The organism is Kocuria arenosa (assembly GCF_042879215.1).
GTDB classification, from domain to species: Bacteria; Actinomycetota; Actinomycetes; order Actinomycetales; family Micrococcaceae; genus Kocuria; species Kocuria arenosa.
The window spans coordinates 348,354-369,582 of record NZ_JBHZTA010000002.1; the positions used below are offsets into that span (position 1 = coordinate 348,354).

General features: G+C 73.6%; 21 protein-coding genes. 4 read left to right on the forward strand and 17 right to left on the reverse strand.

Features of this window, described 5'->3' with window-relative positions; genetic code table 11:
• Window positions 1-81: 81 nt before the first annotated feature.
• The 7 genes from pafA to ACFYE3_RS05040 form a co-directional block, all read right to left on the reverse strand.
• The gene (gene pafA, locus ACFYE3_RS05010; protein WP_387606640.1) at window positions 82-1,527 is read right to left on the reverse strand and encodes a Pup--protein ligase; all 1,446 of its coding nucleotides are present in this window, start codon (window positions 1,525-1,527) and stop codon (window positions 82-84) included.
• Between the two features lie 5 nt (window positions 1,528-1,532).
• Entirely contained in the window at window positions 1,533-1,742 is a 210-nt protein-coding gene (locus ACFYE3_RS05015) for a ubiquitin-like protein Pup (protein ID WP_387606643.1), read from the reverse strand.
• 32 nt (window positions 1,743-1,774) lie between these two features.
• On the reverse strand, window positions 1,775-3,412 hold the full coding sequence (gene dop, locus ACFYE3_RS05020; RefSeq protein WP_387606644.1) for a depupylase/deamidase Dop: 1,638 nt from the start codon (window positions 3,410-3,412) through the stop codon (window positions 1,775-1,777).
• Window positions 3,409-5,235, reverse strand: a complete 1,827-nt coding sequence (gene arc / locus ACFYE3_RS05025; protein ID WP_387606646.1) for a proteasome ATPase — start codon at window positions 5,233-5,235, stop codon at window positions 3,409-3,411. Before arc ends, dop begins: the two co-directional genes overlap by 4 nt.
• Window positions 5,232-6,353: a tRNA (adenine-N1)-methyltransferase gene (locus ACFYE3_RS05030; protein ID WP_387606649.1), complete on the reverse strand. Its 1,122-nt coding sequence runs from the start codon at window positions 6,351-6,353 to the stop codon at window positions 5,232-5,234. The genes arc and ACFYE3_RS05030 overlap by 4 nt, the downstream gene beginning before the upstream one ends.
• 133 nt (window positions 6,354-6,486) lie before the next feature.
• Entirely contained in the window at window positions 6,487-7,620 is a 1,134-nt protein-coding gene (locus ACFYE3_RS05035; RefSeq protein WP_387606652.1) for a site-2 protease family protein, read from the reverse strand.
• On the reverse strand, window positions 7,617-8,327 hold the full coding sequence (locus ACFYE3_RS05040; protein ID WP_387606653.1) for an HAD family hydrolase: 711 nt from the start codon (window positions 8,325-8,327) through the stop codon (window positions 7,617-7,619). The genes ACFYE3_RS05035 and ACFYE3_RS05040 overlap by 4 nt, the downstream gene beginning before the upstream one ends.
• A 75-nt stretch (window positions 8,328-8,402) precedes the next feature.
• Here ACFYE3_RS05040 and ACFYE3_RS05045 point away from each other — a divergent pair, with 75 nt between their 5' ends.
• On the forward strand, window positions 8,403-9,311 hold the full coding sequence (locus tag ACFYE3_RS05045) for a PAC2 family protein (RefSeq protein WP_368831064.1): 909 nt from the start codon (window positions 8,403-8,405) through the stop codon (window positions 9,309-9,311).
• A 95-nt stretch (window positions 9,312-9,406) separates the two neighbouring features.
• On the opposite strand, the gene mshC is transcribed toward ACFYE3_RS05045, so the two are convergent.
• The 3 genes from mshC to ACFYE3_RS05060 all read right to left on the reverse strand — a co-directional run bounded on the left by mshC (window position 9,407) and on the right by ACFYE3_RS05060 (window position 12,095).
• The gene (mshC, locus tag ACFYE3_RS05050; RefSeq protein WP_387606655.1) at window positions 9,407-10,690 is read right to left on the reverse strand and encodes a cysteine--1-D-myo-inosityl 2-amino-2-deoxy-alpha-D-glucopyranoside ligase; all 1,284 of its coding nucleotides are present in this window, start codon (window positions 10,688-10,690) and stop codon (window positions 9,407-9,409) included.
• A 97-nt stretch (window positions 10,691-10,787) separates the two neighbouring features.
• Window positions 10,788-11,618, reverse strand: coding sequence for an undecaprenyl-diphosphate phosphatase (locus ACFYE3_RS05055; RefSeq protein ID WP_017833502.1), 831 nt, complete (start codon window positions 11,616-11,618; stop codon window positions 10,788-10,790).
• A 111-nt stretch (window positions 11,619-11,729) separates the two neighbouring features.
• Complete coding sequence (locus ACFYE3_RS05060) at window positions 11,730-12,095, reverse strand: primosomal protein (protein WP_387606657.1); 366 nt, start codon at window positions 12,093-12,095, stop codon at window positions 11,730-11,732.
• A 40-nt stretch (window positions 12,096-12,135) separates the two neighbouring features.
• On the opposite strand from ACFYE3_RS05060, the gene ACFYE3_RS05065 reads away from it, so the two are divergent.
• Window positions 12,136-12,369 (forward strand): DUF5703 family protein, encoded by a 234-nt coding sequence (locus tag ACFYE3_RS05065; RefSeq protein WP_387606659.1) that lies wholly within the window; start codon window positions 12,136-12,138, stop codon window positions 12,367-12,369.
• A gap of 29 nt (window positions 12,370-12,398) precedes the next feature.
• On the opposite strand, the gene ACFYE3_RS05070 is transcribed toward ACFYE3_RS05065, so the two are convergent.
• The 3 genes from ACFYE3_RS05070 to ACFYE3_RS05080 form a co-directional block, all read right to left on the reverse strand.
• Window positions 12,399-13,610 carry an acyl-CoA dehydrogenase family protein gene (locus tag ACFYE3_RS05070; RefSeq protein ID WP_387606661.1) on the reverse strand — a complete coding sequence of 404 codons (1,212 nt, stop codon included), beginning with the start codon at window positions 13,608-13,610 and terminating at the stop codon, window positions 12,399-12,401.
• A 99-nt stretch (window positions 13,611-13,709) separates the two neighbouring features.
• Window positions 13,710-15,047, reverse strand: coding sequence for a M20/M25/M40 family metallo-hydrolase (locus ACFYE3_RS05075; RefSeq protein ID WP_387606663.1), 1,338 nt, complete (start codon window positions 15,045-15,047; stop codon window positions 13,710-13,712).
• A 38-nt stretch (window positions 15,048-15,085) separates the two neighbouring features.
• A complete protein-coding gene (locus ACFYE3_RS05080) occupies window positions 15,086-15,520 on the reverse strand; it encodes a hypothetical protein (RefSeq protein WP_387606665.1) in 435 nt (144 codons plus the stop codon).
• 446 nt (window positions 15,521-15,966) lie between these two features.
• On the opposite strand from ACFYE3_RS05080, the gene ACFYE3_RS05085 reads away from it, so the two are divergent.
• A complete protein-coding gene (locus ACFYE3_RS05085; protein WP_387606667.1) occupies window positions 15,967-17,142 on the forward strand; it encodes a CAP domain-containing protein in 1,176 nt (391 codons plus the stop codon).
• 42 nt (window positions 17,143-17,184) lie between these two features.
• Here the strand turns inward: ACFYE3_RS05085 and ACFYE3_RS05090 are convergent, their stop codons facing one another.
• Window positions 17,185-18,192 (reverse strand): zinc-dependent alcohol dehydrogenase family protein, encoded by a 1,008-nt coding sequence (locus tag ACFYE3_RS05090; protein ID WP_387606668.1) that lies wholly within the window; start codon window positions 18,190-18,192, stop codon window positions 17,185-17,187.
• Between the two features lie 125 nt (window positions 18,193-18,317).
• Window positions 18,318-19,061, reverse strand: a complete 744-nt coding sequence (locus ACFYE3_RS05095) for an MBL fold metallo-hydrolase (protein ID WP_387606671.1) — start codon at window positions 19,059-19,061, stop codon at window positions 18,318-18,320.
• 185 nt (window positions 19,062-19,246) lie between these two features.
• Between ACFYE3_RS05095 and ACFYE3_RS05100 the strand changes: the two genes are divergently transcribed.
• On the forward strand, window positions 19,247-19,450 hold the full coding sequence (locus ACFYE3_RS05100; RefSeq protein WP_387606673.1) for a hypothetical protein: 204 nt from the start codon (window positions 19,247-19,249) through the stop codon (window positions 19,448-19,450).
• Window positions 19,451-19,589: 139 nt separating this feature from the next.
• Here the strand turns inward: ACFYE3_RS05100 and ACFYE3_RS05105 are convergent, their stop codons facing one another.
• Together ACFYE3_RS05105 and ACFYE3_RS05110 are read right to left on the reverse strand one after the other, a co-directional pair.
• Entirely contained in the window at window positions 19,590-20,288 is a 699-nt protein-coding gene (locus ACFYE3_RS05105) for a type 1 glutamine amidotransferase domain-containing protein (RefSeq protein ID WP_387606675.1), read from the reverse strand.
• A 68-nt stretch (window positions 20,289-20,356) separates the two neighbouring features.
• The gene (locus ACFYE3_RS05110; RefSeq protein ID WP_387606677.1) at window positions 20,357-21,229 is read right to left on the reverse strand and encodes an aldo/keto reductase; all 873 of its coding nucleotides are present in this window, start codon (window positions 21,227-21,229) and stop codon (window positions 20,357-20,359) included.

Below are 21,229 nucleotides of genomic sequence, written 5' to 3' on the forward strand. Positions count from 1 at the left end.
TCGGGCCGGGACGGCGGCAAGCCTAGTGCAGGGCGCTGGGCGTTGACTGGACGGACGGCGCCCGGGGGAACCCGGAGCGGATCAGACCACGGGGGCGTCCCCGTGGGCCCGTCCCGTGCCGTCGCGCTCGCCGAGGGCGGCCACCAGGGCGTCGGCCTCGGCGTTCTGCACGGCGAAGGGGTCCTTGCACAGCACCGTGCGCTGGCCGCGGTCGTTGACCTTCAGGTGCACCCAGTCGACGGTGTAGTTGTGCCCGGACGCGAGCACCGCGTCGATGAACCGGCCGCGCAGGGCGGCCCGCGTGGCGGGCGGGGTCCGGGCGGCCTCCTCGACCCGCTCGCCGGGCACGAACGTCGCCGCCCGTCCCCGGCGCTGCAGGAGGTTGAACAGCCCCCGCTCCGGGGCGGTGTCGTGGTAGGCGAGGTCGAGCTGCGCCATCCGGGGCGAGGAGAGGTCCAGGCCGTCGCGGGCGGCGTAGCCGTCGAGGAGCTTCTTCTTGATCGCCCAGTCGATCTCGGTGTCGATCGCGGAGGCGTCCTTGCGGGCCACGGCGTCCAGGGCCCGCTCCCACAGGTCGAGCACCCAGGGCACCCGGTCGTGGTGGGCGCCCTCGCGGTCCACGAACCGGCGCACGGCCTCCAGGTGCTCGTGCTGCAGGTCCAGGGCGGAGCGGCGGGTGCCGTCGGCCAGCAGGACGGGGCGGGTGCCGGTGAGGTCGTGGGAGACCTCCCGCAGCGACCGGACCGGGTCCACCATGGTGCGGTCGGGCAGGATCTGCCCGGCCTCGATCATCCGCAGCACGAGGTCGGTGGTCCCGATCCGCAGCGCGGTGGTGGTCTGGGACATCGTCGAGTCGCCCACGATGACGTGCAACCGGCGGTAGTGCTCGGCGTCCGCGTGCGGTTCGTCGCGGGTGTTGATGAGGGGCCGGGAGCGCGTCGTGGCCGAGGAGGAGCCCTCCCAGATGTGGTCGGCGCGCTGGGAGAAGGAGTAGCTGGGCGTCCCGGCGTCGTCCCCCATCGGCACGGCGCCGAAGTCCTCGGGCCCGGCGGGGTGCACCTTGCCGGCGCCGACGAGCAGCTGGCGGGTGACGAGGAACGGGATGAGGATCTGCACGAGCCGGGCGAACTCGGTGCGCCGGGCGATCAGGTAGTTCTCGTGGGAGCCGTAGGAGTTGCCGCGCGAGTCGACGTTGTTCTTGAACAGGTACAGCTGCCCGGCGATCCCCTGCTCCCCCAGGGCGTCCTGGGCCTGCCGCCGGAGGTCGTCGACGATCAGCTCGCCGGCCTTGTCCTGCGCGACGAGGTCCTCGAGCGTGGCGCACTCCGCGGTGGCGTACTCCGGGTGGGAGCCGACGTCCAGGTAGAGGCGTCCGCCGTTGGGCAGGAACACGTTCGAGGACCGGCCCCAGGCCACGACGGGGCGGAAGAGGGTGCGCGCGGCCTCCTCCGGGCTGAGCGGGCGGGCGCCCGGGGCGCTGTGGGTGAGGCCGAACTCGGTCTCGACCCCGTAGATCCTGCGGTCCATGGGGGCTACTGGCCGCCCTTCTGGACGAAGCCCTTCACGAACTCCTCGGCGTTGGACTCGAGGACGCCGTCGATCTCGGCGAGCAGGTCGTCGGCGCTGACGGCGCTGGTGCGGGAATGGGCGGTGGCGGCCGTGGGGGCGGGGGTGCCGGGCTCGGGGAGCTCGGTCTCCTCGCGGCGCTGGGCGCCGGTGCCGAAGATGCGTTCCTGGGCCATGTCGGGTCCTCCTGGTGTGGTGGTCGGGGTGCTCAGCCGAGGGAGCCGGTGTGCACGAGGGCGGGTCGGGCCGTGGCGAGGGCACGGACGAGGTGCTCGGCGTCGGGCGCCGCGGACAGCAGGGGGTCGACGTCCTCGCGGGTCAGCTCGAGCGGCTCGGGCATCGTGATCCGCGCGCCGCGGCGGTCGCCGGGCAGGGTCAGCGAGACCGAGTCCCAGTTGGCCGTGAGGACGTCGTCGGGGAAGCGGGTCACCAGCCGGCCCCGGAACCACGCCCGGGTGTCGGCGGGGGGCAGGCCCGCCGCGCGCTCCACCTCCTCCGCGGTGAAGAGGGTGTGCATCCGGCCGGCCGCGACCAGCCGGTGGTGCAGCCCTTTCTCCGGGCGCACGTCCGCGTACTGCAGGTCGATCAGCGTCAGGCGCGGGTCGTCCCAGGCGAGACCGTCGCGCTGCCGGTAGCCCAGCAGCAGGGCGTGCTTGGCGACCCAGTCCAGGCGGTCCGCGAGGGACAGGGGGTCGGTCTCGAGGGCGTCGAGGACCTCCTCCCACAGCTCGAGCACCTCGCGGGTGTCCGGGTCGGGGCCCCCGGTCGCGTCCTCGTGCGCCCGGGCCGCGTCGAGGTAGAGGCGCTGCAGCTGGACGCCCGTGAGCCGCCGGCCGTCCCGCAGCGGGACGGTGGTGGTCAGTCCCGGGTCGTGGCTGATCGCCTGCAGGGCGGCCACCGGGTCCGCGAGGGCGACGTCCGGGGCGGCACCGGCCTCGATCAGGCCCAGGACCAGGGAGGTGGCGCCGAACTTCAGCAGGTTCGAGGTGTGGGAGAGGTTGGCGTCGCCGATGATGACGTGCAGGCGCCGGTGGCGGGTGCGCTCGGCGTGGGGCTCGTCGCGGGTGTTGACGATGGGCCGGTGGATGGTGGTCTCGAGGCCGACCTCGCGCTCGAAGAAGTCGGCGCGCTGGCTGATCTGGAAGCCCGGGCGCCCGCCGCGCTCGCCGAGGCCGACGCGACCGGCGCCGCACACGACCTGGCGGGAGGCGAAGAAGGGCAGCAGGCCGGCGGCGAGGGCGGCGAAGGGCACGGCGCGGGGCACGAGGTAGTTCTCGTGGGCGCCGTAGGAGACGGACTTGTTGTCGGTGTTGTTCTTGTAGAGGTTCACGACGTCGAGGCCGGTCGTGGCGGCACTGGCCGCGATCGCCCGGACCGCGTCGAGGGCGACGCGGTCCCCGGCGGCGTCCCAGAGGACGGCGTCGCGGGGGGTGGTGACCTCCGGGGAGGAGTACTCGGGGTGCGAGTGGTCCACGTAGAGCCGGGCGCCGTTGGGCAGGACGGTGTTCATCACGACCTGCCGCCAGTCCAGGGACTCGGCGTGGGCCCCGGTCTCCCGCAGGGCCTCGGCGGCGACCTCCTCGGCCGTGAGCACGGGCGCGACGTCGGTGAGCTGCGAGGGGTCGGCCTGCTCGCGGGGGACGGTGAAGCCGCGGGCGTCCTGGAGGGGGGTCTCGCCGTGGTAGTCCCAGCCGGCGGCGGCGCGCGACGCGCCGAGGCGCCGCCGCACGAGGGCGGCGTAGGTGGTGACCACCTGGCTGGAGAGCACGGTGGCGTTGGCACCGGGGTTGCCGGCGGCGAGCACGCCGAACTCGGTCTCGGCGCCCATGACGCGGCGGACGCTCACGCGGGCCCCTCCCCCGGTGCGGCCCGGTCCGGTCCGGGCGGCGTCGATCCGGTCAGGGCCCGGTCGGCCGGTGCGGAGGCCTGGCGCTCGCCGGGCCCGGCCGGGTGCGGGTCGCGGTGCAGGACCACGCGCAGGTCCGTGATGGTGTCGCCGCGGCGCCCCGAGATCCGGGCCCAGTCCTCCGGATTGGAGGTGTTGGGCAGGTCCTGCTGCTCGTGGAACTCCTCGTCCACCGCGCGGACCAGGTGATCGCGGCCCAGGCCGCGGATCCCGGTGGTGAGCAGGTCCTTGATGGCCTGCTTCTTGGCGCGGTCCACCACGTTGCGGATGACCGCCCCGGAGGTGAAGTCGCTGAAGTAGAGGGTCTCCTCGGTGCCGTCCCGGTAGCTCAGGTGCAGGAACCGGGTGCCGGGGCTCTTCTCGTACATCCGGGCGACGGCGGCGTCCACGAGCGCGGCGACGGCCCCGGTGCGGGAGCCGGCGGCGTCGACCTCGTCCTGGCGCAGGGGTAGGTCCTCGGTGACGTAGAGCCGGAGGATCTCGGCGGCGCCCTCGGCGTCCGGGCGGTCGATGCGGATCTTCACGTCCAGCCGGCCCGGGCGCAGCACGGCGGGGTCGATCATGTCCTCGCGGTTGGTGGCGCCGATGACGATGACGTTGTCGAGGCGCTCCACGCCGTCGATCTCGGTGAGCAGCTGCGGGACGATGGTGGTCTCCACGTCCGACGACAGACCGGAGCCGCGGGTGCGGAACAGGGAGTCCATCTCGTCGAAGAACACGACCACGGGGATGCCGCGGGCCGCCTGCTCGCGGGCGCGCAGGAAGATGGAGCGGATCTGCCGCTCGGTCTCGCCCACGTACTTGTCCAGCAGCTCGGGGCCCTTGATGTTGAGGAAGTAGCCCAGGGCCCTCCCGCGCCCGGCGCGGTCCGCGGCGCGCTCGGCGAGGGAGCGGGCCACGGCCTTCGCGATGAGCGTCTTGCCGTTGCCGGGGGGCCCGTAGAGCAGGATGCCCTTGGGCGGGGTGAGCCCGTGCTCGCGGTAGAGCTCGGGGTGGACGAAGGGCAGCTCGACGGCGTCGCGGATCTGCTCGATCTGGGGGCCGAGGCCGCCGATGTCGCCGTAGGAGACGTCGGGGACCTCCTCGAGGACGAGCTGCTCGACGTCGGAGCGCTCGATGGGCTCGAGGGCGAAACCGATGCGGTGGTCGATGGACACGGCGTCGCCGATCTCCGGGCGGCTGCGGCGCAGGAGCCCGGAGAGCAGCAGGACCCGCTCCTCGTCGGAGCGCCCCACGGTGAGGACGCGGTCGTGGTCGACGATCTCCTTGACGGTGGCGATCTCGCCGGTCTGCTCGTAGTCGAGGACCGCGCCGACGGTGTAGTTCTGGTCGAGGAGGACCTGGCGGCCGGGCTCGCAGGCGGCGAAGCTCACGAGCGGGCTGAGGGCCACGCGCATGCGGCGGCCGGCGACGAGGACGTCGAGGGTGCGGTCGGTGACGGCGGGCCCGGTGCCCGTCTGCTCGCCGACGGGGGCGCGGCCGGGGTTGGCCTGCAGGACGGTGCCCTGGCTCAGGGGCGGGACGAGGTCGTTCTCCAGGGCGCGCTTGAGCTGGGCGATCTCGGTGCGGGTGGCGTCGAGGAGCCGGACGAGCTTCTGGTTCTGGGTCCCTGCGGCGGCGAGCTGCTTGTCGAGGGCGCGCTTCTGGTCGCGCAGGATGTTGACCTGCCGCTGGGCGTTGGCCAGGGCGCGGCGGGTCTGCTCCGCGTCCGTCGGTCCGGCGCCGGCCGTTCCGGTGCTCGGCTGCGGTGAGGTCTCGTTCACGGGCGCTCCTCGCGGGGATCCTCGGGCCCGGGAGCCGGTGCCGGGTCCGGTGCGAAGGCCGGCGGGGGCGTCGTGCCGGGAGCGGCCGGTGCGGTCGCGCGGGCGGCGCGCTCGGCCAGGCCGAGGGCCTCGCGGCCGGCGCGGCGCAGCTTCTTGTCGGTGACGTCCCGCTCGCCGAGGGCCACGGGGGTCCAGGCCTGGAGGTCCTCCTCGCTGTACTCGGACTTGGAGGCCCGCCGCTTGGGGGCCAGCCGCTCGGAGCCGTCGGCGAGCCGGCGGGCGGAGAGCAGGAAACCGGTGTGGGCGACCATGCGGTGGTCGGGGCGCACGGCCAGGCCCTCGACGTGCCAGCCGCGGACCATGGTCTCTGAGGCGTCGGGCTCGGTGAAGCGGCCGTCGGCGCGCATCGCCTCGGCGGTGCGCGAGAGCTGGGTGACGGTCGCGACGTAGCACATGACCACCCCGCCGGGGGTGAGGGCCGTGGCCACGGCGTCGAGGCACTCCCAGGGGGCGAGCATGTCGAGGACCACGCGGTCCACGGAGCCGGGTTCCTCGTGCTCGCCGAGCTCCTCCGCGAGGTCCCCGATGCTGATCTGCCACGCGGGGTGGGGACCGCCGAACATGGTCTCCACGTTGCCGCGGGCGATGTCGGCGAACTCCGCCCGCCGCTCGAAGGAGTGCAGGCGGCCCTCGTCGCCCACCGCGCGCAGCAGCGAGATGGACAGGGCGCCGGAGCCGACGCCGGCCTCGACCACGCGGGCGCCCGGGAAGATGTCGGCCATCGTGACGATCTGGCCGGCGTCCTTGGGGTAGACCACCGCGGCGCCGCGCGGCATGGACAGCACGAAGTCCTTGAGCAGCGGGCGCAGGGCCTGGTAGCGGAACCCGGCGGAGTTCTCGACCACGGTGCCCTCCGGGCGGCCGATGAGCTCACCGTGGCTGAGCACCCCGCGGTGGGAGTGGAACTCGCCGTCGTCCGCGAGCGTGACCGTGTTCATCCGCCCGCGCTCGTCGGTGAGCTGCACGCGCTCCCCGGCCCGGAAGGGACCGCGCCGGTTGGCGGCGCCCCGCGGGGACGCGGGCGAGGGGGCGGCGGTCTGGTCAGCGGTTCCGGTCATCGGCTCACTCTCGGGGCAGGACGTGGTCTGGTCGGGTCGTGCGGCGGCCGGCGGATGCTCCGCCGGCCCGGGGGTCCTCCCCCATTGTGTCATCGTGGCGCGGGGTGCCGCCCCCGGGGCGGGGCGTCCCGGGTCAGCCGGCCAGCAGGTGCTCGAGGGCGGCGATGCGCAGCACGCCCACGAGGGCGCCGTCGGGTCCCGTCACCACGTAGTGGGGGTACTCCCGGGCGGCGACGGCCCGCAGCAGCGACTCCTCGCGCAGCCCGGCGTCGAGTACGGCGTCGGCGGGCAGGTGCTGCAGCACGGACGTCAGCGGGGTGTCCGCCCGCCGGTCCGCGGGGACGGCGTCGGCCGCGGCCGGCAGGAGCAGGCCCACCGCCTGGCGGTCCGCGGAGACCGCCAGCACGTGCAGGACCGTGCCGCCCGGGCCGGCGGCGCGGGCGAGGTGGTCGGTGATCACCCGGTCGGTGTGGGCCAGGGAGGAGCTCGCGGGCACCGCCACGGCGGGTTCGGCCAGCGCGGCGGCGCTGACGCCGTGCACGCGGGACAGCACGGCCGCCCCGCGCAGGGAGGCGCCGGCGCCCTGCCACATGAAGCCGGCGATGAGGACGACGAGCACCAGGGCCACGGGCTGGCGCCACAGCCCGGTGAGCGCGGCCCCGGCGACGAGGCCCACGGCGAGCAGCCGGCCCGTCCAGGCCGCCACCACCGTGCCGTGGTGCTCCCGGCCGGTGGCCGCCCAGACCAGGGCCTCGACCACGCGGCCGCCGTCCAGGGGCAGGCCGGGCAGCACGTTGAAGACGCCCACGATGAGGTTCGCCCACGTGGTGAGGTCGAGCAGCACCCAGCCGAGCGTGGGGGACGGCTCGCCGGTGCGCAGCAGCGTCCAGCCGGCGAGGCCGAGCGCGAGGTTCACGGCGGGTCCGGCCAGCGAGACCGCGGCGGAGGCCAGCGGGGTGCTGCGCACGTCCCCGAAGTGCGTGTGGCCGCCGAGCAGGCTGAGCACGATCTGGCCCGTGGGCCAGCCGAAGGCCCGGCCCGTCCAGGCGTGGGCCAGTTCGTGCAGGAGCACGGACAGGGCCAGGGTCAGGGCGAAGCCGAGGGCCGCGGCGTAGTTGAGCGCGCCCAGCCGGGGGTAGGCCTCCATGAGCACCGGGGTGTAGAGGAGCACGGTGACGGCGGCGATCACGAACCACGACCAGGAGAGGGTGACGGGGACCCCGCCGATCCTGCCCAGGGGGATGCCCTCGGTGCGGGTCCGGCTCACGCGAGGGCCCCGGCCACGAGGCGTCCGAGGTCCTCGGGGCCCACGCCGGCGAGGCTCGGCAGCACGAGGTCGGCGCCGGCGTCGTCGAGCGGGACCATGTTGGGCACGCCCACGGTGAAAATCCCGGCGGCGGTGGCCGAGCGGATGCCCGTGCGGGAGTCCTCGACGGCGACCATGCCGGCGCGCGCCAGCGGCCGGCCGGCCCGCTCGGCAAGGCCGGCGGCGCCGATCCGGTACGGGTCTGGGGCCGGCTTCGCCGGGTGGCCGAGGTCGCCGGTGACGACGACGTCGAAGACGCCCGGGCCGCCGAAGGCGTCGAGGACGACCTCGGCCAGGGGCGCCTCGCTGCTGGTGACCAGGGCGAGGGGCACGCCGCGGGCGCGCAGGGCGGCGACCAGCTCCGGCGCCCCCTCCTTGTAGACGACCCGTTCCCGGGTGCGGGCCGCGACCCGGGTGATGAGCCGGTTCACGATCTCGCGGATCCCCAGGCGCACCCCCTGGCGCTGGAACACGGCGGCGGCGTCCTCGAGTCCGGTGCCGACCATGGCCAGGGCGTCGGCCTCGGTCCAGGTCCCCCCGTGCGAGCGGACCAGCTCGATCTCGGCCTCGATCCAGTACGGCTCGGTGTCCACGAGGGTCCCGTCCATGTCGAACAGCACGGCGGTGGGCAGGAGGTCGCCGGGGGGCGCGGAGGGGAGGCGGGACATGGGCTCCATCGTAGTGTCCGCAACACGGGGCTCCCGGTGCCGGAGCCTCTTGCCGTCGATGCCCCGGCGCGTAGTGTGGGTTCCGTGAGCAACAACTTCGACGAGACGTTCCCCCGCCCCCAGGCGGGGCCGTTCGGCGTGGTCCGCGAGGACGGTGACCAGGAGCGCGTGACCGTCCTGGTGGCCGCGTTCGAGGGGTGGAACGACGCCGGGGACGCCGCCACGGACGCCGTGCAGTTCCTGGCCGGCCACTACGGGGCGAAGGACGTCTTCGAGGTGACGTCGGACGACTACTACGACTACCAGTTCTCCCGGCCGATCGTGCGCCGCGGCGCGACCGGCGAGGTGAAGATCGTGTGGCCCACCACCCGGCTCTCCACGGCCACGGTGCCCGGCACCAACCTGGACCTCGTGCTCCTGCACGGGTGGGAGCCCTCCTACCGGTGGCGCTCCTTCACCGCGGAGCTGCTCGCGCAGGCGACCCTGCTCGACGTCGACTTCGTGGTGATGGTCGGGGCGCTGCTCGCGGACGTGCCGCACACCCGGCCCATCCCGGTGACCAAGACCTCCGACACCGCCGAGCTCCAGGAGGAGCTGGGCATCGACTCCTCCCAGTACGAGGGACCCACCGGGATCGTGGGGCTGCTCTCCCACATGGCCTCCCTGGGCGGGTTCCCCACGGTCAGCCTGTGGGCGGCGGTGCCCCACTACGTGGCGCAGTCCCCCTCCCCGAAGGCCGAGCTGGCCCTGCTGCGCGAGCTCGAGGAGCTGCTCAGCATCACGCTGCCGCTGGACTCCATCGCCGAGGACGCCGAGGCGTGGGAGCGCGGGGTCAACGAGCTCGCCTCCGACGACCCCGAGATCGCCGCCTACGTCCAGCAGCTCGAGGAGGCCAAGGACACCACGGACCTGCCCGAGGCCACCGGGGACGCGATCGCCAAGGAGTTCGAGCGCTACCTGCGCCGCCGCCGCGACGAGAAGTGAGCGCCGCCGGCCCCCGGGCAACGGGAGCCGAGGGGCGGCACCCGGGACCGGGTGCCGCCCCTCGGCGTCGCACGGGACCGGGCCCGCCGGCGGGGTCAGAGCTCGATGCCGAGCCGGGCGTCCACCAGGTCCCGGACCAGCCGGGCGTCCGCCCCGCAGGGCCCCGGGGTGCCGCCGGTCAGGGCGTCGGCGGCCCACGCGTCCAGGGCCGCCAGCGCCGTGGGGGCGTCCAGGTCGTCGCTCAGGGCGGTGCGCACGGCCTCCAGCAGCGGGGCCGCGCTCCCCTCGGGGGCCACGGCCAGGGCGCGGCGCCACGCGTCGACGCGGGCCACGGCGCCGGCCAGCACGAGGTCGGTCCAGTACCAGTCGTCGGTGTAGCGGTGGGCGAGGATCGCGGTGCGGATCACGGCGGGGTCCACGCCCTGGGCCCGCAGGGCGGACACGAGCACGAGGTTGCCCTTGGACTTGGACATCTTCTCCCCGTCCAGCCCGACCATCCCGGTGTGCAGGAAGTGCCGGGCCATGGGCCGGCCCGTCAGCGCCCAGCAGTGGCCTGCTCCCATCTCGTGGTGCGGGAAGACGAGGTCCGAGCCGCCGCCCTGGACGGTGAACGGCGCGGGCAGGTGCTCGAGGGCGATGAGCGAGCACTCGATGTGCCAGCCCGGGCGCCCCGCGCCCAGCGACGCGCCGTCCCAGGCGGGCTCGCCGGGGCGCTCCGCGCGCCACAGGAGCGGATCCAGCCGGTGCCGCTTGCCCGGGCGCTCGGGGTCCCCGCCGCGCTCGGCGAACAGCGGCAGCATCTGCTCGGGAGTCAGGTGGGAGACGTCGCCGAGCACCCAGGCGTCGTCGTCGTCGGTGGGCAGGGCGCCCGCCGCCTCCACGTCGAAGTAGACGTCCCCGTCCGGCTCGCCGTCCCGGCCCTCCACCCGGTAGGCGAGGTCGCGCGCCACGAGGCGTTCGACGGCGGGCACGATCCAGTCGACGGCCTCGGTCGCGCCCACGTAGTGCTGGGGCGGGAGGACGTTGAGCGCGCTCATGTCGGTGCGGAACAGCTCGGTCTGCTCGGCGGCCAGCTCCCGCCAGTCCACGCCGGTGGCCTGGGCCCGCTCGAGCAGGGGGTCGTCCACGTCGGTGACGTTCTGCACGTAGTCCACGGGGGTGCCCGCGTCCAGCCAGGCGCGGTGCAGCAGGTCGAAGGCCACGTACGTGGCGGCGTGGCCCATGTGGGTGGCGTCGTACGGGGTGATCCCGCACACGTAGAGGCTCGCTCGCTCCTGCCGGGGCAGCTCCACCCGCCGCCGCAGCCGGGTGTCCTGCACGACGGGCAGGGCCGCCTCGCCGGGGAGGTCGGGGACGGGTCGGGCGGACCAGGCTTTCATGCTCACCTCGGGTGGTTCGGGGATCGGACGACGGCCGCGGGGCCTCACCCAACCTACCGGACCGGTCGGCGCCCCCGATCCCGGGGTGACGAACGGCTCAGGCGCTGATGACCCCCAGGCCCAGGAGCACGAAGATGGCCAGGCCCAGCGCGATGCGGTACCACACGAAGATCGTGTAGCTGCGGTTGGAGATGTAGTGCATGAACCAGCCGATGATCACGTACGCCACCACGAACGCGATGCCGGTCGCCACGAGCGTCTCCGTCATGCCGTAGGGCCCCGCCTGCGGCTGGCCCACGGACTGCGCCAGCTTGTACAGCCCCGAGGCGAACACCGCCGGGATGGCCAGCAGGAACGCGTAGCGGGCGGCGGCCTCGCGCGTGTAGCCCATGAGCAGCCCCGCCGTGATCGTGCCGCCGGAGCGCGAGACCCCCGGGATCAGGGCCAGCGCCTGGGCCAGCCCGAAGAGCACGCCGTGCTTGACGGTGAGGTCGTCCAGGTGGCGGGCCTGCCGGCCCACCCGGTCCGCCACCGCCAGGATCACGCCGAAGACCACCAGCATCGTGGCCGTGATCCACAGGGAGCGGAACTCCGTGTCGATGTAGTCCTCCAGGAGCAGTCCCAGCACGCCGATGGGCAGGGAGCCCAGGATGATCAGCCACCCCATCCGGGCGTCGGGGTCCGAGCGCTCCACCCGGCCGACCAGGGACAGGGTCCACTGCTTGAGGATCCGGACGATGTCCCGCCAGAAGTAGATGATCACGGCGGTCTCGGTGCCCAGCTGCGTGATGGCCGTGAACGCGGCGCCGGGGTCGGCGCTGTTGGGCAGGAGCTCGCCTACGATGCGCAGGTGCGCCGAGGAGGACACCGGGAGGAACTCGGTCAGGCCCTGGACGAGGCCGAGAATGATGGTTTCGATCCAATTCACCCGGCCACCCTACGGCACCGTCCGCGCCGTGGGCGGCGGGACAGGCCCGGACGCGGCAGGAACGGCCCGCCGTGCGGGCCGTTCCTGGGGACGTGCTGAGGGGGTCGGGGATCAGCGGGTGGAGCGCGCCTCGTCCGTGTCGTCGAGGTCCTCGTAGTCCTCCTCGTCGACGAGGTCCTCGTCGAGCATCTCGTTGTCCTCCAGGAGCTCCTCGTCGTTGTCGTCGTCCGAGTCGTCCTCGTCGTCGTCCGAGTCGTCCTCGTCGGAGTCGTCCTCCTCCGCGAACACGGTCAGCGGGGTGACCTCGTCGTAGGCGTCGTAGAGCGCCTCCTCGTAGGCGTCGAAGGCGTCGGCGATGGCGATGTAGGCGCCGTCGACGGCGGGGTCGTCGTCGCTGCGCCGGTTGGACGCGGCGACGAGGTGTTCTTCGAAGGCGCTCACGAGGGCCTGCAACGCGGCACGAGGGTCATTGCTCATGGAGTAGACGTTAGCGCTATTCCGTGCAGAATGGGGACCGATGAGAGAACATGTCCGGACCAGCTCGGAGACCCTCACGAGGGACGCCGACCAGCGCTACGAGTACCTCCTGCTGACCGTGGCGCCGCACGAGGCGCTCGGCGACGCACGGGCCCGGCTCAGCGAGCACGCCGAGTACGGCAAGTGGGAACTGACCCGTTCCGTCCTGCTCTACGGCGGCACCCGCAAGTACTGGATGCGCCGCCGGGTGATGCGCGTGGAGCGCACCGTCTGAGCCCGGAGGCTCTCCCCCATCGGCCGGGCTCAGCCCCCGATCGGGCCCAGCAGCGCCTTGGCCACGGCCGCGTGCACGGACTCGTCGTCGGAGGGGTGGTAGATCCCGGCGAGCACGTCCCGGTACAGCCGTTCCAGCTCCCGGCCCCGGGAGTACTGCGCCCCGCCGGAGGTGCGCATCGCGAGGTCGACGACCTGACGGGCCGCCTCGGTGGCCCGGTGCTTGACCCCGGAGAACAGCAGGAACCAGCGGGGACCGTGGTCCTGGGCGCCGGCGGTGCCGAGGGCGTCGACGTCCGCGGTGAGCCGGAGCAGCTGCAGCTCCACGCCGTCGCGCAGGAGCGCGGCCTCGGCGATCTGCCGGCGGACGTCGGGATGCTCGGACCGCGGAGGCCCCCCGCCGCGGGACCGCCGGGTGCTCGCGATCTCCACGGCCAGCTCCACCGCACGGTCCGCGATCCCGGTGTAGACGGCGGCCAGGAGGAGCTCGAAGCAGCCGAAGACGCCCCACACCACCGGGTCCGGGTTCGGCCCCACGGGAGTGCGCGTGAGCACCTGCTCCGCGGGCATCGGCACCGAGCGCAGCACCGTGGTGCGGGACTGGGAGGCCCGCATGCCCATGGTGTCCCAGTCGTCGAGGACCTCGATGCCCTCCGCCGCCCGGTCGAGGAGGCCGAACACCAGTGCAGGACCGTCCTGGGCGTCGTCGCGGGCGTGGACGATCAGCCGGGTCCACACGGGGGAGAGCGAGGTGAAGATCTTCGTGCCCGTGATCCGGTAGCCGTCCTCGGCGGCCACGGCGGTGGTGTCGGCGTCGAAGAGCACGGAGTCGTTGCCGGTCTCCGAGATGCCGAAGGCGAAGATCTCCCCGGCCGCGGCCTGCTCGAAGATCCGGTCGGCGCGGGCGTCCCCGCGCAGGCGCAGGGTGTGCGCCACGCCCACCAGGACGTGGTGCATGTTGATGCCCAGCGCCGTGGCGGGGGCGGCCGCGGCGAGGCGCCGCTGCGCGGCGACCGCCTGCTGCAGCGTGAACCCGAGGCCGCCCCGGTCCCGCGGCACCAGCATGAGCGGATAGCCGACGCGCACCAGGTCCGCGAAGTCCTCGTCGAAGAACCGGTTCTCCCGGTCGTAGCCGGCGGCGCGCTCGCGGAACGTCGCCAGCAGGTCGTCCGGGAGCAGGGTCTCGGGCACCAGGTCCTCGGGCCGCGCGGGCTCGGGCTCCGGCTTGGTCGCGTGGGGCATCTCGCTCCTGTCGGCGGCCCTCGGGGTGGAGGGCGCTCCGGTGGTCGTGGGCGCTTCGGTGGTCGTGCGGCGCTGGGCCGGTGCGACGTCCGTACCGGGTCAGTACCGGGTCAGCAGCCGGTGCAGCACCCGGGAGCCGAACTCCAGGGAGTCCGTGGGCACGCGCTCGTCCACGCCGTGGAACATGGACGGGAAGTCGAGCTCGTCGGGCAGCCGCAGCGGCACGAACCCGTAGCCGGTGATGCCGAGCGGGTCCAGGGACTTGTTGTCCGTCCCGCCGGAGAGCATGTACGGCAGCACGATCGCCTCCGGGTCCTCGGCGTGCAGCGCGTCGACCATGGCGTCGACCACGGTGCCGGAGAACGGCACCTCGAGGGCGATGTCGTCCGACTCGAACTCGAAGGACACCCCGTCCCCGGCGAGCTCCGCGAGCTTCTCCAGCACGACCTCGCGCTGGCCCGGCAGGTAGCGCACGTCCAGCCCCGCCTGGGCCGAGCCGGGAATGACGTTGACCTTGTAGCCCGCCTCGAGCATCGTCGGGTTGGCGGTGGTCTGCAGGGTCGCGCCCACGAACCGGGCGACGGAGCCGAGCTCGGCGAGCAGCCGCTGGGGGTTCTGGGGGTCGAACTCCACGCCCGTGAGCTCGGTGACCGAGTCGAGGAACGCCCGGGTGGTCTTGGTGAGCTCGATCGGCCACTGGTGCTCGCCGATGTTCGCCAGCGCCCTCGACAGCCGGGTGACCGGGTTGTCGCCGTTGATCTGGGAGCCGTGCCCGGCCGTCCCCTGCGCGTTGAGGCGCAGCCACATGAGACCCTTCTCCGCGGTCTGCAGCAGGTAGGCGCGCCGGCCGCCGATGGTGGCCGAGTACCCGCCGACCTCGCTGATGGCGTCGGTCACCCCGTCGAAGAGCCCGCGGTGGTGCTCCGCGATCCAGTGGGAGCCGTACACCATGCCGGCCTCCTCGTCGGCGAAGAAGCCGAAGACGATGTCCCGCCGCGGCCGGTCCCCGGTGCGCACCATGTGGCGCAGCACCGAGATCATCATGGCGTCCATGTCCTTCATGTCCACGGCGCCGCGGCCCCAGATCATGCCGTCCCTGATCTCGCCCCCGAACGGGTCCACGGACCAGTCGGCGCCGATCGCGGGCACCACGTCGAGGTGGCCGTGCACCAGCAGGGCGTCGGCGGAGGGGTCGGTGCCCTCGATCCGGGCGAAGACGTTGGCCCGGCCGGGCGCGGACTCCAGGACGGTCGTCGAGAGACCGACCTCCTCGATCAGCCCGGCCACGTACTCGGCGGCCCGCCGCTCCCCCTTGGCGTCGCCGCTGCCGTAGTTGGAGGTGTCGATGCGGATGAGGTTGCGGCAGATCTCGACGGTCTCGCCCTCGGGCGACGACGACGCGGCCGCCGCGGCGGGAACGGTCTGAGGATCGGTCATGGCGGTCCTTCCTGGGGTTCCTGGGGGGCGGGTGGGGCTCAGCGGACGGCGGTGTCGCGGCCGGGATAGCTCAGCAGCACGAGGCGCCCGGACTCCTCGACCACGACGACCCCCTCCGTCTCCTCGGGGGCGTCCTCGGGGGCGACCTCGAGCCGGTACCCGTCGGCGGCCTCGGCGGCCTCGCCCTGGACGGCGAGCGTCTCGTAGCGGAAGGTGTCCGGGTGCCGGCGCTCGAGGTAGACGCTGCAGTACTGCGAGCTGCCCTCCGTGGCCCGGTGCACGACGTCGTGGGACAGCAGCCCGCAGGCCTCGTCCCAGTCGCGCTCGGCCATCGCGTCGACGAAGGCCCGGGTGGTGCCCTCGGGCGTGCCGAGATCGGGACCGCACCCGGTCAGACCCACGGCGGCGGCGACGGCGAGGCACAGCCGCAACGGACCCCGGACGCCGGTGGCGCGGGTGGCGTGGACGGTCATCGGGCTCCTCTCCGGGCGTGCGCTCCCAGCCTATCGTCACCCGCCACGGACCGTTCGCCGCTCGGACGGCACCACGATGCCCCTCCGCGGCGGAGGCGGCTCTCCTCTCGGCGGCCTCGCGGCCACGCCGCGGGCGGCGGGATCGGAGCCCCGGCGCGGGGCGTCCCGGGGTCCCGGAGCGTGCTGATCGACGGAGCGAGAACCGCTCACTATAACCACGGAAATACGGGCCTGTCGGTACATTCCGTGATGTCGCCGTTATTGTTCCGTGATAGACGAAACAATTTCACACATTTCCTATTTGCAATGGTGATTCCTTAGCCTTTCCGTGGGCGCCTTCCCCAGCCCAATCTGTCTCGTCGTCCGGCCGGACGACGATAGCCCCCCGCCGCGCGGAACCCCCAATTTTTCCGTGCGTGCAGACAGACCAGGAAGCAGAAGCACCCATGGCGAAACATCGCTGCGCCCCCGCGCGCCGTCACGGCCGCATGGCCGCTCTGGCCCTCTCCGCCGGCATCGGCGTCACCACCCTCGCCGGCACCTCCCTGCTGGCCGGTCCGGCCCACGCCGCCGTGCAGGACATCGTCGCGGTGGACGCAGCCACCCGTCAGGCCGACGCCCAGCTGATCCTCGACGAGATCAACCGCTACCGCGAGTCCCTCGGCGTGAGGCCGCTCAAGTACTCCGCCACGCTGTCCCAGGTGGTGCAGAAGGAGTCCGACCGGCAGATCGTCGAGGAGAAGTTCTCCCACAGCACCGCCTTCCTCACCGACCCGCGGACCGGGCCCTGGACCAGTGCCAACGAGGTCATCGCCCTGGAGCACCACCGGGACGTGCGCGCGCTGGTGAAGTGGTGGAAGTCCTCGGCCGCCCACGACAAGGCGATCAAGGACCCGCGCCACGAGGTGATCGGCATCGGCCTCACCTACGCGGACGGCCGGCTCGAGAACACCGGGCAGCCCTGGCAGGTGCTCTCCACCGTCAACCTCTACGGGTACGCCAACGGGGGCGCCCCCGCGGACGCCTCGACGCGGGTGAACGGGGTCCCGGCCTACACCTACGAGACGTCGACGCCCGTCCAGACCCCGGCGGGCCACGGCGTGGCCGGCGCCATCGGCGCGAAGTACCACGCCCTGGGCGGCGCCCCGGTCCTCGGTCCTCCCGTGACGGCGGAGCGCGGCGGCCTGCGCGCCGGAGGCGCCTATCAGGAGTTCTCCCTGAACGGGCGCAAGTCCACCCTGTACTGGAGCCCCGCCACGGGCGCCCACCGGGTCGAGAACGCCACGGTCATCGGCCAGAAGTTCGTGGCCGCGGGCCGTGAGAACGGCTACGGCTTCCCGACCACGGAGGAGCGCCGACTGGCCGACGGGTCCTCCTACCAGGTCTTCTCCCGGGACGGCGTCCTCACCAAGGTGCTGTGGACGCGCGCCCACGGGGCCCGCGCCGTGAACGAGACCGCTCCCATCGGCCGCGCCTGGAAGGCTGCCGGCTTCGAGCGGGGCTACGGCTACCCGGTCACCGACGAGATCCGCTCCGGGACCACCGTCTACCAGCGCTTCTCCAACGGGTACAAGGTGAACTGGTCGCCGGCCACCGGACAGGTGTGGGTCACCGGCTGGTGACCCCGGCGCCCCGGGACGAGTTCCCCGGGGCGCCGGCCGGGCTCAGTGCTCGAGCACGATCTTGCCGAAGTGGCGGGCCGACTCCATCTCCCGGAACGCGTCGGCCGCCTCGGCCAGGTGGTGGCGACGGTCGATCACCGGGCGCAGGCCGGTCGCCTCGAGCGCGCGGACGAAGTCGGCCTGGTCCCGCCGGCTGCCCACCAGCAGCCCCTGGAGCCGCGCCTGGCGCGCCATGAGCAGCGCCGTGGGCACGTCGCCCGCCGCTCCGGTGAGCACGCCGATCAAGGAGATGTGACCGCCGATCCGCACGGCCCGGAGGGACTGCGCCAATGTGCCCGGCCCGCCGACCTCGATCACGTGGTCCGCGCCGCGTCCGTCCGTGAGCTCCTGGACGGCGCGCCCCCACTCGGGGGTCCCGCGATAGTTGATCACGTGGTCCGCGCCGAGCCGGCGGACGCGGTCGAGCTTCTCGTCGGACGAGGACGTGACCACGACGGTGGCGCCCATGGCCTTGGCGAGCTGTGCGGCGAAGACCGAGACGCCGCCGGTGCCCAGGGCCAGGACCACGTCCCCGGCCCGGAGCCCGCCGTCCACCACGAGCGCCCGCCAGGCGGTGACACCGGCCGTGGTGATGGTCGCGGCCTCGGCGTGCGACCACCCCGCCGGGGCGCGCGTGAACCACGTGGCGGGACGCACCACCGCCTCGCGGGCGTAGCCGTCGAGCCCGTCCCCGGGGACCCGCCGGAAGTTGCCGTCCACGGGAGGGCCGTCCTGCCACAGCGGGAAGAAGCAGGAGACCACGGCGTCGCCCTGCGCGAAGTCGTCGACGCCCTCCCCCACGGCCTCGACGACGCCCGCGCCGTCCGCCAGCGGGATCCGTCCGTCCTCGGTCCGCGTCCCGCCGGAGACCACGAGGTAGTCGTGGTAGTTCAGGGAGCTGGCGTGCACGCGGACGCGGATCTCGCCGGGGCCCGGCGCCCCGGGGTCGGGCGCGTCGCCGAGCTCGAGCCGATCCAGGCCACCGGGGGCGGAGACGGTCAGTTGCTTCACGGGTGGTCCTCCTGAAGGTGCGGGGTCGTCGGTCGCCGCCCACGATAGCCGCCGCAGCCCAGCGAGTCATCAGCACGCTTCCCATTTCCCGGGGTGCCGATCGGGGTGGCCTCCTCGGGTCCTGCTCAGTGGGCGCCCACCGCGCGGGCGTGCCGGACCGCGGCCTCGGCGCCCTGGGTCCAGCGCTCCCCGTGGCCGGGCAGCACGGTGCGCGCCCCGGTGGCGGCCACCGCGTCGAGGGAGTCGAGGGCCACGGCGGAGTCGTTGGTCGCGGCCGCGGCGACGATCTGCGGGCCCCGCCGGCCGGTGTAGGGGTCCAGCGTCACGAGCGCGTCCCCGCTGAGCACGGTCCCCCGGTCGGGCAGGTCCAGGACGCAGTGCCCGTCCGTGTGACCCGGCGTGTGCACCACCACCGGCCGGCCCGGGACCGGCAGGACGGAACCGGCCTCGAGGAGGCGCAACTCCCGCACGCCCTTGACCGTCAGGGCCCCGGCCGCCGCCATGCGGCCGAGCAGCGGCAGGGACCGCGGGTGGGTGAAGGGGTAGAGGAACCGGTTGCGCTCGGGCCGGTAGCGGTACGGGTGCGCCGCCAGCCGCGCGTCGTCCGGGTGCCCGTACACGGGAAGCTGCCACTCCTCCTGCGCGCGCCGGGCGAAGCCGACGTGGTCGAAGTGTGCGTGCGTGAGCACCAGCGCCCTGACCTCGTCGGGGCGCCGCCCGCGCTCCTCGAGTCCCGCCAGCAGCATGGGCCACATGCTCGGCAGGCCGGCGTCCACGAGCGTGACGCCGTCCTCGTCCTCGATCAGGTAGCAGTTGACGTGGGCGTGGGTGATGCGGTGGATGCCGTCGGCCACTTCGGGGGTGAACATGGGTCTCCTCACTCGATCAGTGTGCTGATCATACCTGCCGTCTCCCGACACCGGCCCGGTGACCGCCCAGCCGCACGGGAGGCCCGGTACCATGGGCTCAAAACGCGGCCCCGGCCCACGGATCCCCCGGTCCGACCCGACCAGGCCCTGCGCTCCCCCGACCTGACCCCCCGAAAGGTCCCGCTGTGATCGATCAGCGTCCCGAGACCCTGCCCTCCGTCGAGATCGTCGCCGTCCCCTTCCACCGGTTCCGCCGGCACCGGTGGGCCCTGACCTTCGTCCCGGCCGACGGCGGCAGCCCCGTCCGCCGGACGTTCCCGGACTTCCGGGACGCCGTGGTCGCCGCCCGCGCCCTCGCGCTGGCCCGGCGGGCGTCCGTCGGCGCCTGAGACCGCCCGGGTCCGGTCGGGCAGCCGCCGCCGAGGCCTCCGAGAGTTCCTCCGGGCGCGCCGGACGGTCGATGCTCCCGTCCGGCACTTCCCGGGAGACTCCTCCGGAGGTCACTCGGTGGAAGTCACTCGGTGGAGGTCACTCGGCGAGCGCCTCCACGAGGACGTCGGCGACGGCCTGGCTCGACTGGGGGTTCTGTCCGGTGATCAGGTTGGCGTCGCGGATGACGTGGCTGGACCACGCGGGCCCGGTCTCCACGACGGCTCCCTTCTCCCGCAGCACGGTCTCCAGGAACCAGGGGGTGTTCTCCCCGGTGCCGCCGCCGAGCTCCTCCTCGTTGGTGAAGGCGGTCAGCCTCCGTCCCGCGAAGAGGAACGTCCCGTCGTCCTGGGCGCTGAGCAGGGCGGCGGGGCCGTGGCAGAACGGGGCGATGAGCCGCCCGGCCCGGTCGGAGGAGGACAGGATCCGGCCGAGCGAGGGGTCGTGGACGAGGTCCGCCATGGGGCCGTGGCCACCGGGCAGGACCACGGCGTCGTAGTCGTGCTCGTCGACGTCGGCCAGGACGCGGGGGGCGGAGAGCTCCGCGTCGATCTCCTCCAGGTACGCGCGGAACTCGTCGGCCCGCTCCCGGCCCCCGGTCATGTCCGGGGAGAAGCTGGCCTGGTCCGCGGTGGGCCGGCGTCCTCCGGGGGTGGCGACGTCGACGGTGTGCCCGGCCCGGCGCAGCGCCCGGTGGGCGACGACGAGCTCCTCCGCCCAGAAGCCGGTGGGGTGCTCGGTGCCGTCCCGCATGGTGAGGGAGTCGGCCGCCGAGACGATCATCAGAACACGGGCCATGATGGGTAGCTCCTCGACTGTGGTGTCTGTCCGGGTGGTGTCTGTCCGGGTGGGCGGGGTCGGGCGGATCAACCCGCGGCGGTGAGCTCCTCGTACGTGGCGTCGTCGAGCTCGAGGTCCGCGGCGCCCATGTTCTCCTCCAGGTGCTCGAGTGACGCGGTGCCGGGGATGGGCATGAGCACCGGGGAGTGCCGGAGCAGCCAGGCCAGGGCGATCTGGGCGGTGGTGGCGCCGAGCCGCTGGGCGGCCCGATCGACGGGCCCGCCCGGGCGGGCCAGCTCTCCCGCGGAGATCGGGGCCCAGGGGATGAACCCGATGCCGTGCTCCGTGGCGTGGTCCAGGACGTCCTGGGAGGTGCGGTCGGTGAGGTTGTAGCGGTTCTGCACCGTGGAGACGGTGAAGTGCCGTCCCGCGGTCACGAGCTGCTCGACCGTCACCTCCGACAGGCCCAGGGCCCTGACCTTGCCCTCCTGCTGGAGCTCCCGCAGGACGCCGAACTGCTCCTCGGCGGGGACGGACGGGTCCACGCGGTGGAGCTGGAGCAGGTCGAGGGTGTCCACCCGGAGCTTGCGCAGGCTCAGCTCGGTCTGCTGGCGGAGGTACTCGGGCCGGCCCAGCGGGATCCACTTCCGAGGTCCGGTGCGGGCGAAGCCCACCTTGGTGGCGACGCGCACGCGCTCGGGGTACGGGTGGAGGGCCTCGGCGATGATCTGCTCGCTGACGTCGGGGCCGTAGGCGTCGGCGGTGTCGATGAAGTCGACGCCGAGCTCGACGGCCCGGCGCACCACGCGCAGGGCGTTCGCGCGGTCGGCGGGCTCTCCCCACACGCCCTCGCCCACGATGCGCATGGCGCCGAACCCGAGCCGGTGGACGGTGCCGAGATCGCGGAGGTCGATGGTGCCGGGAACGGCTCGGGCGGTGGTCCGGGTGTTATCCGTCAT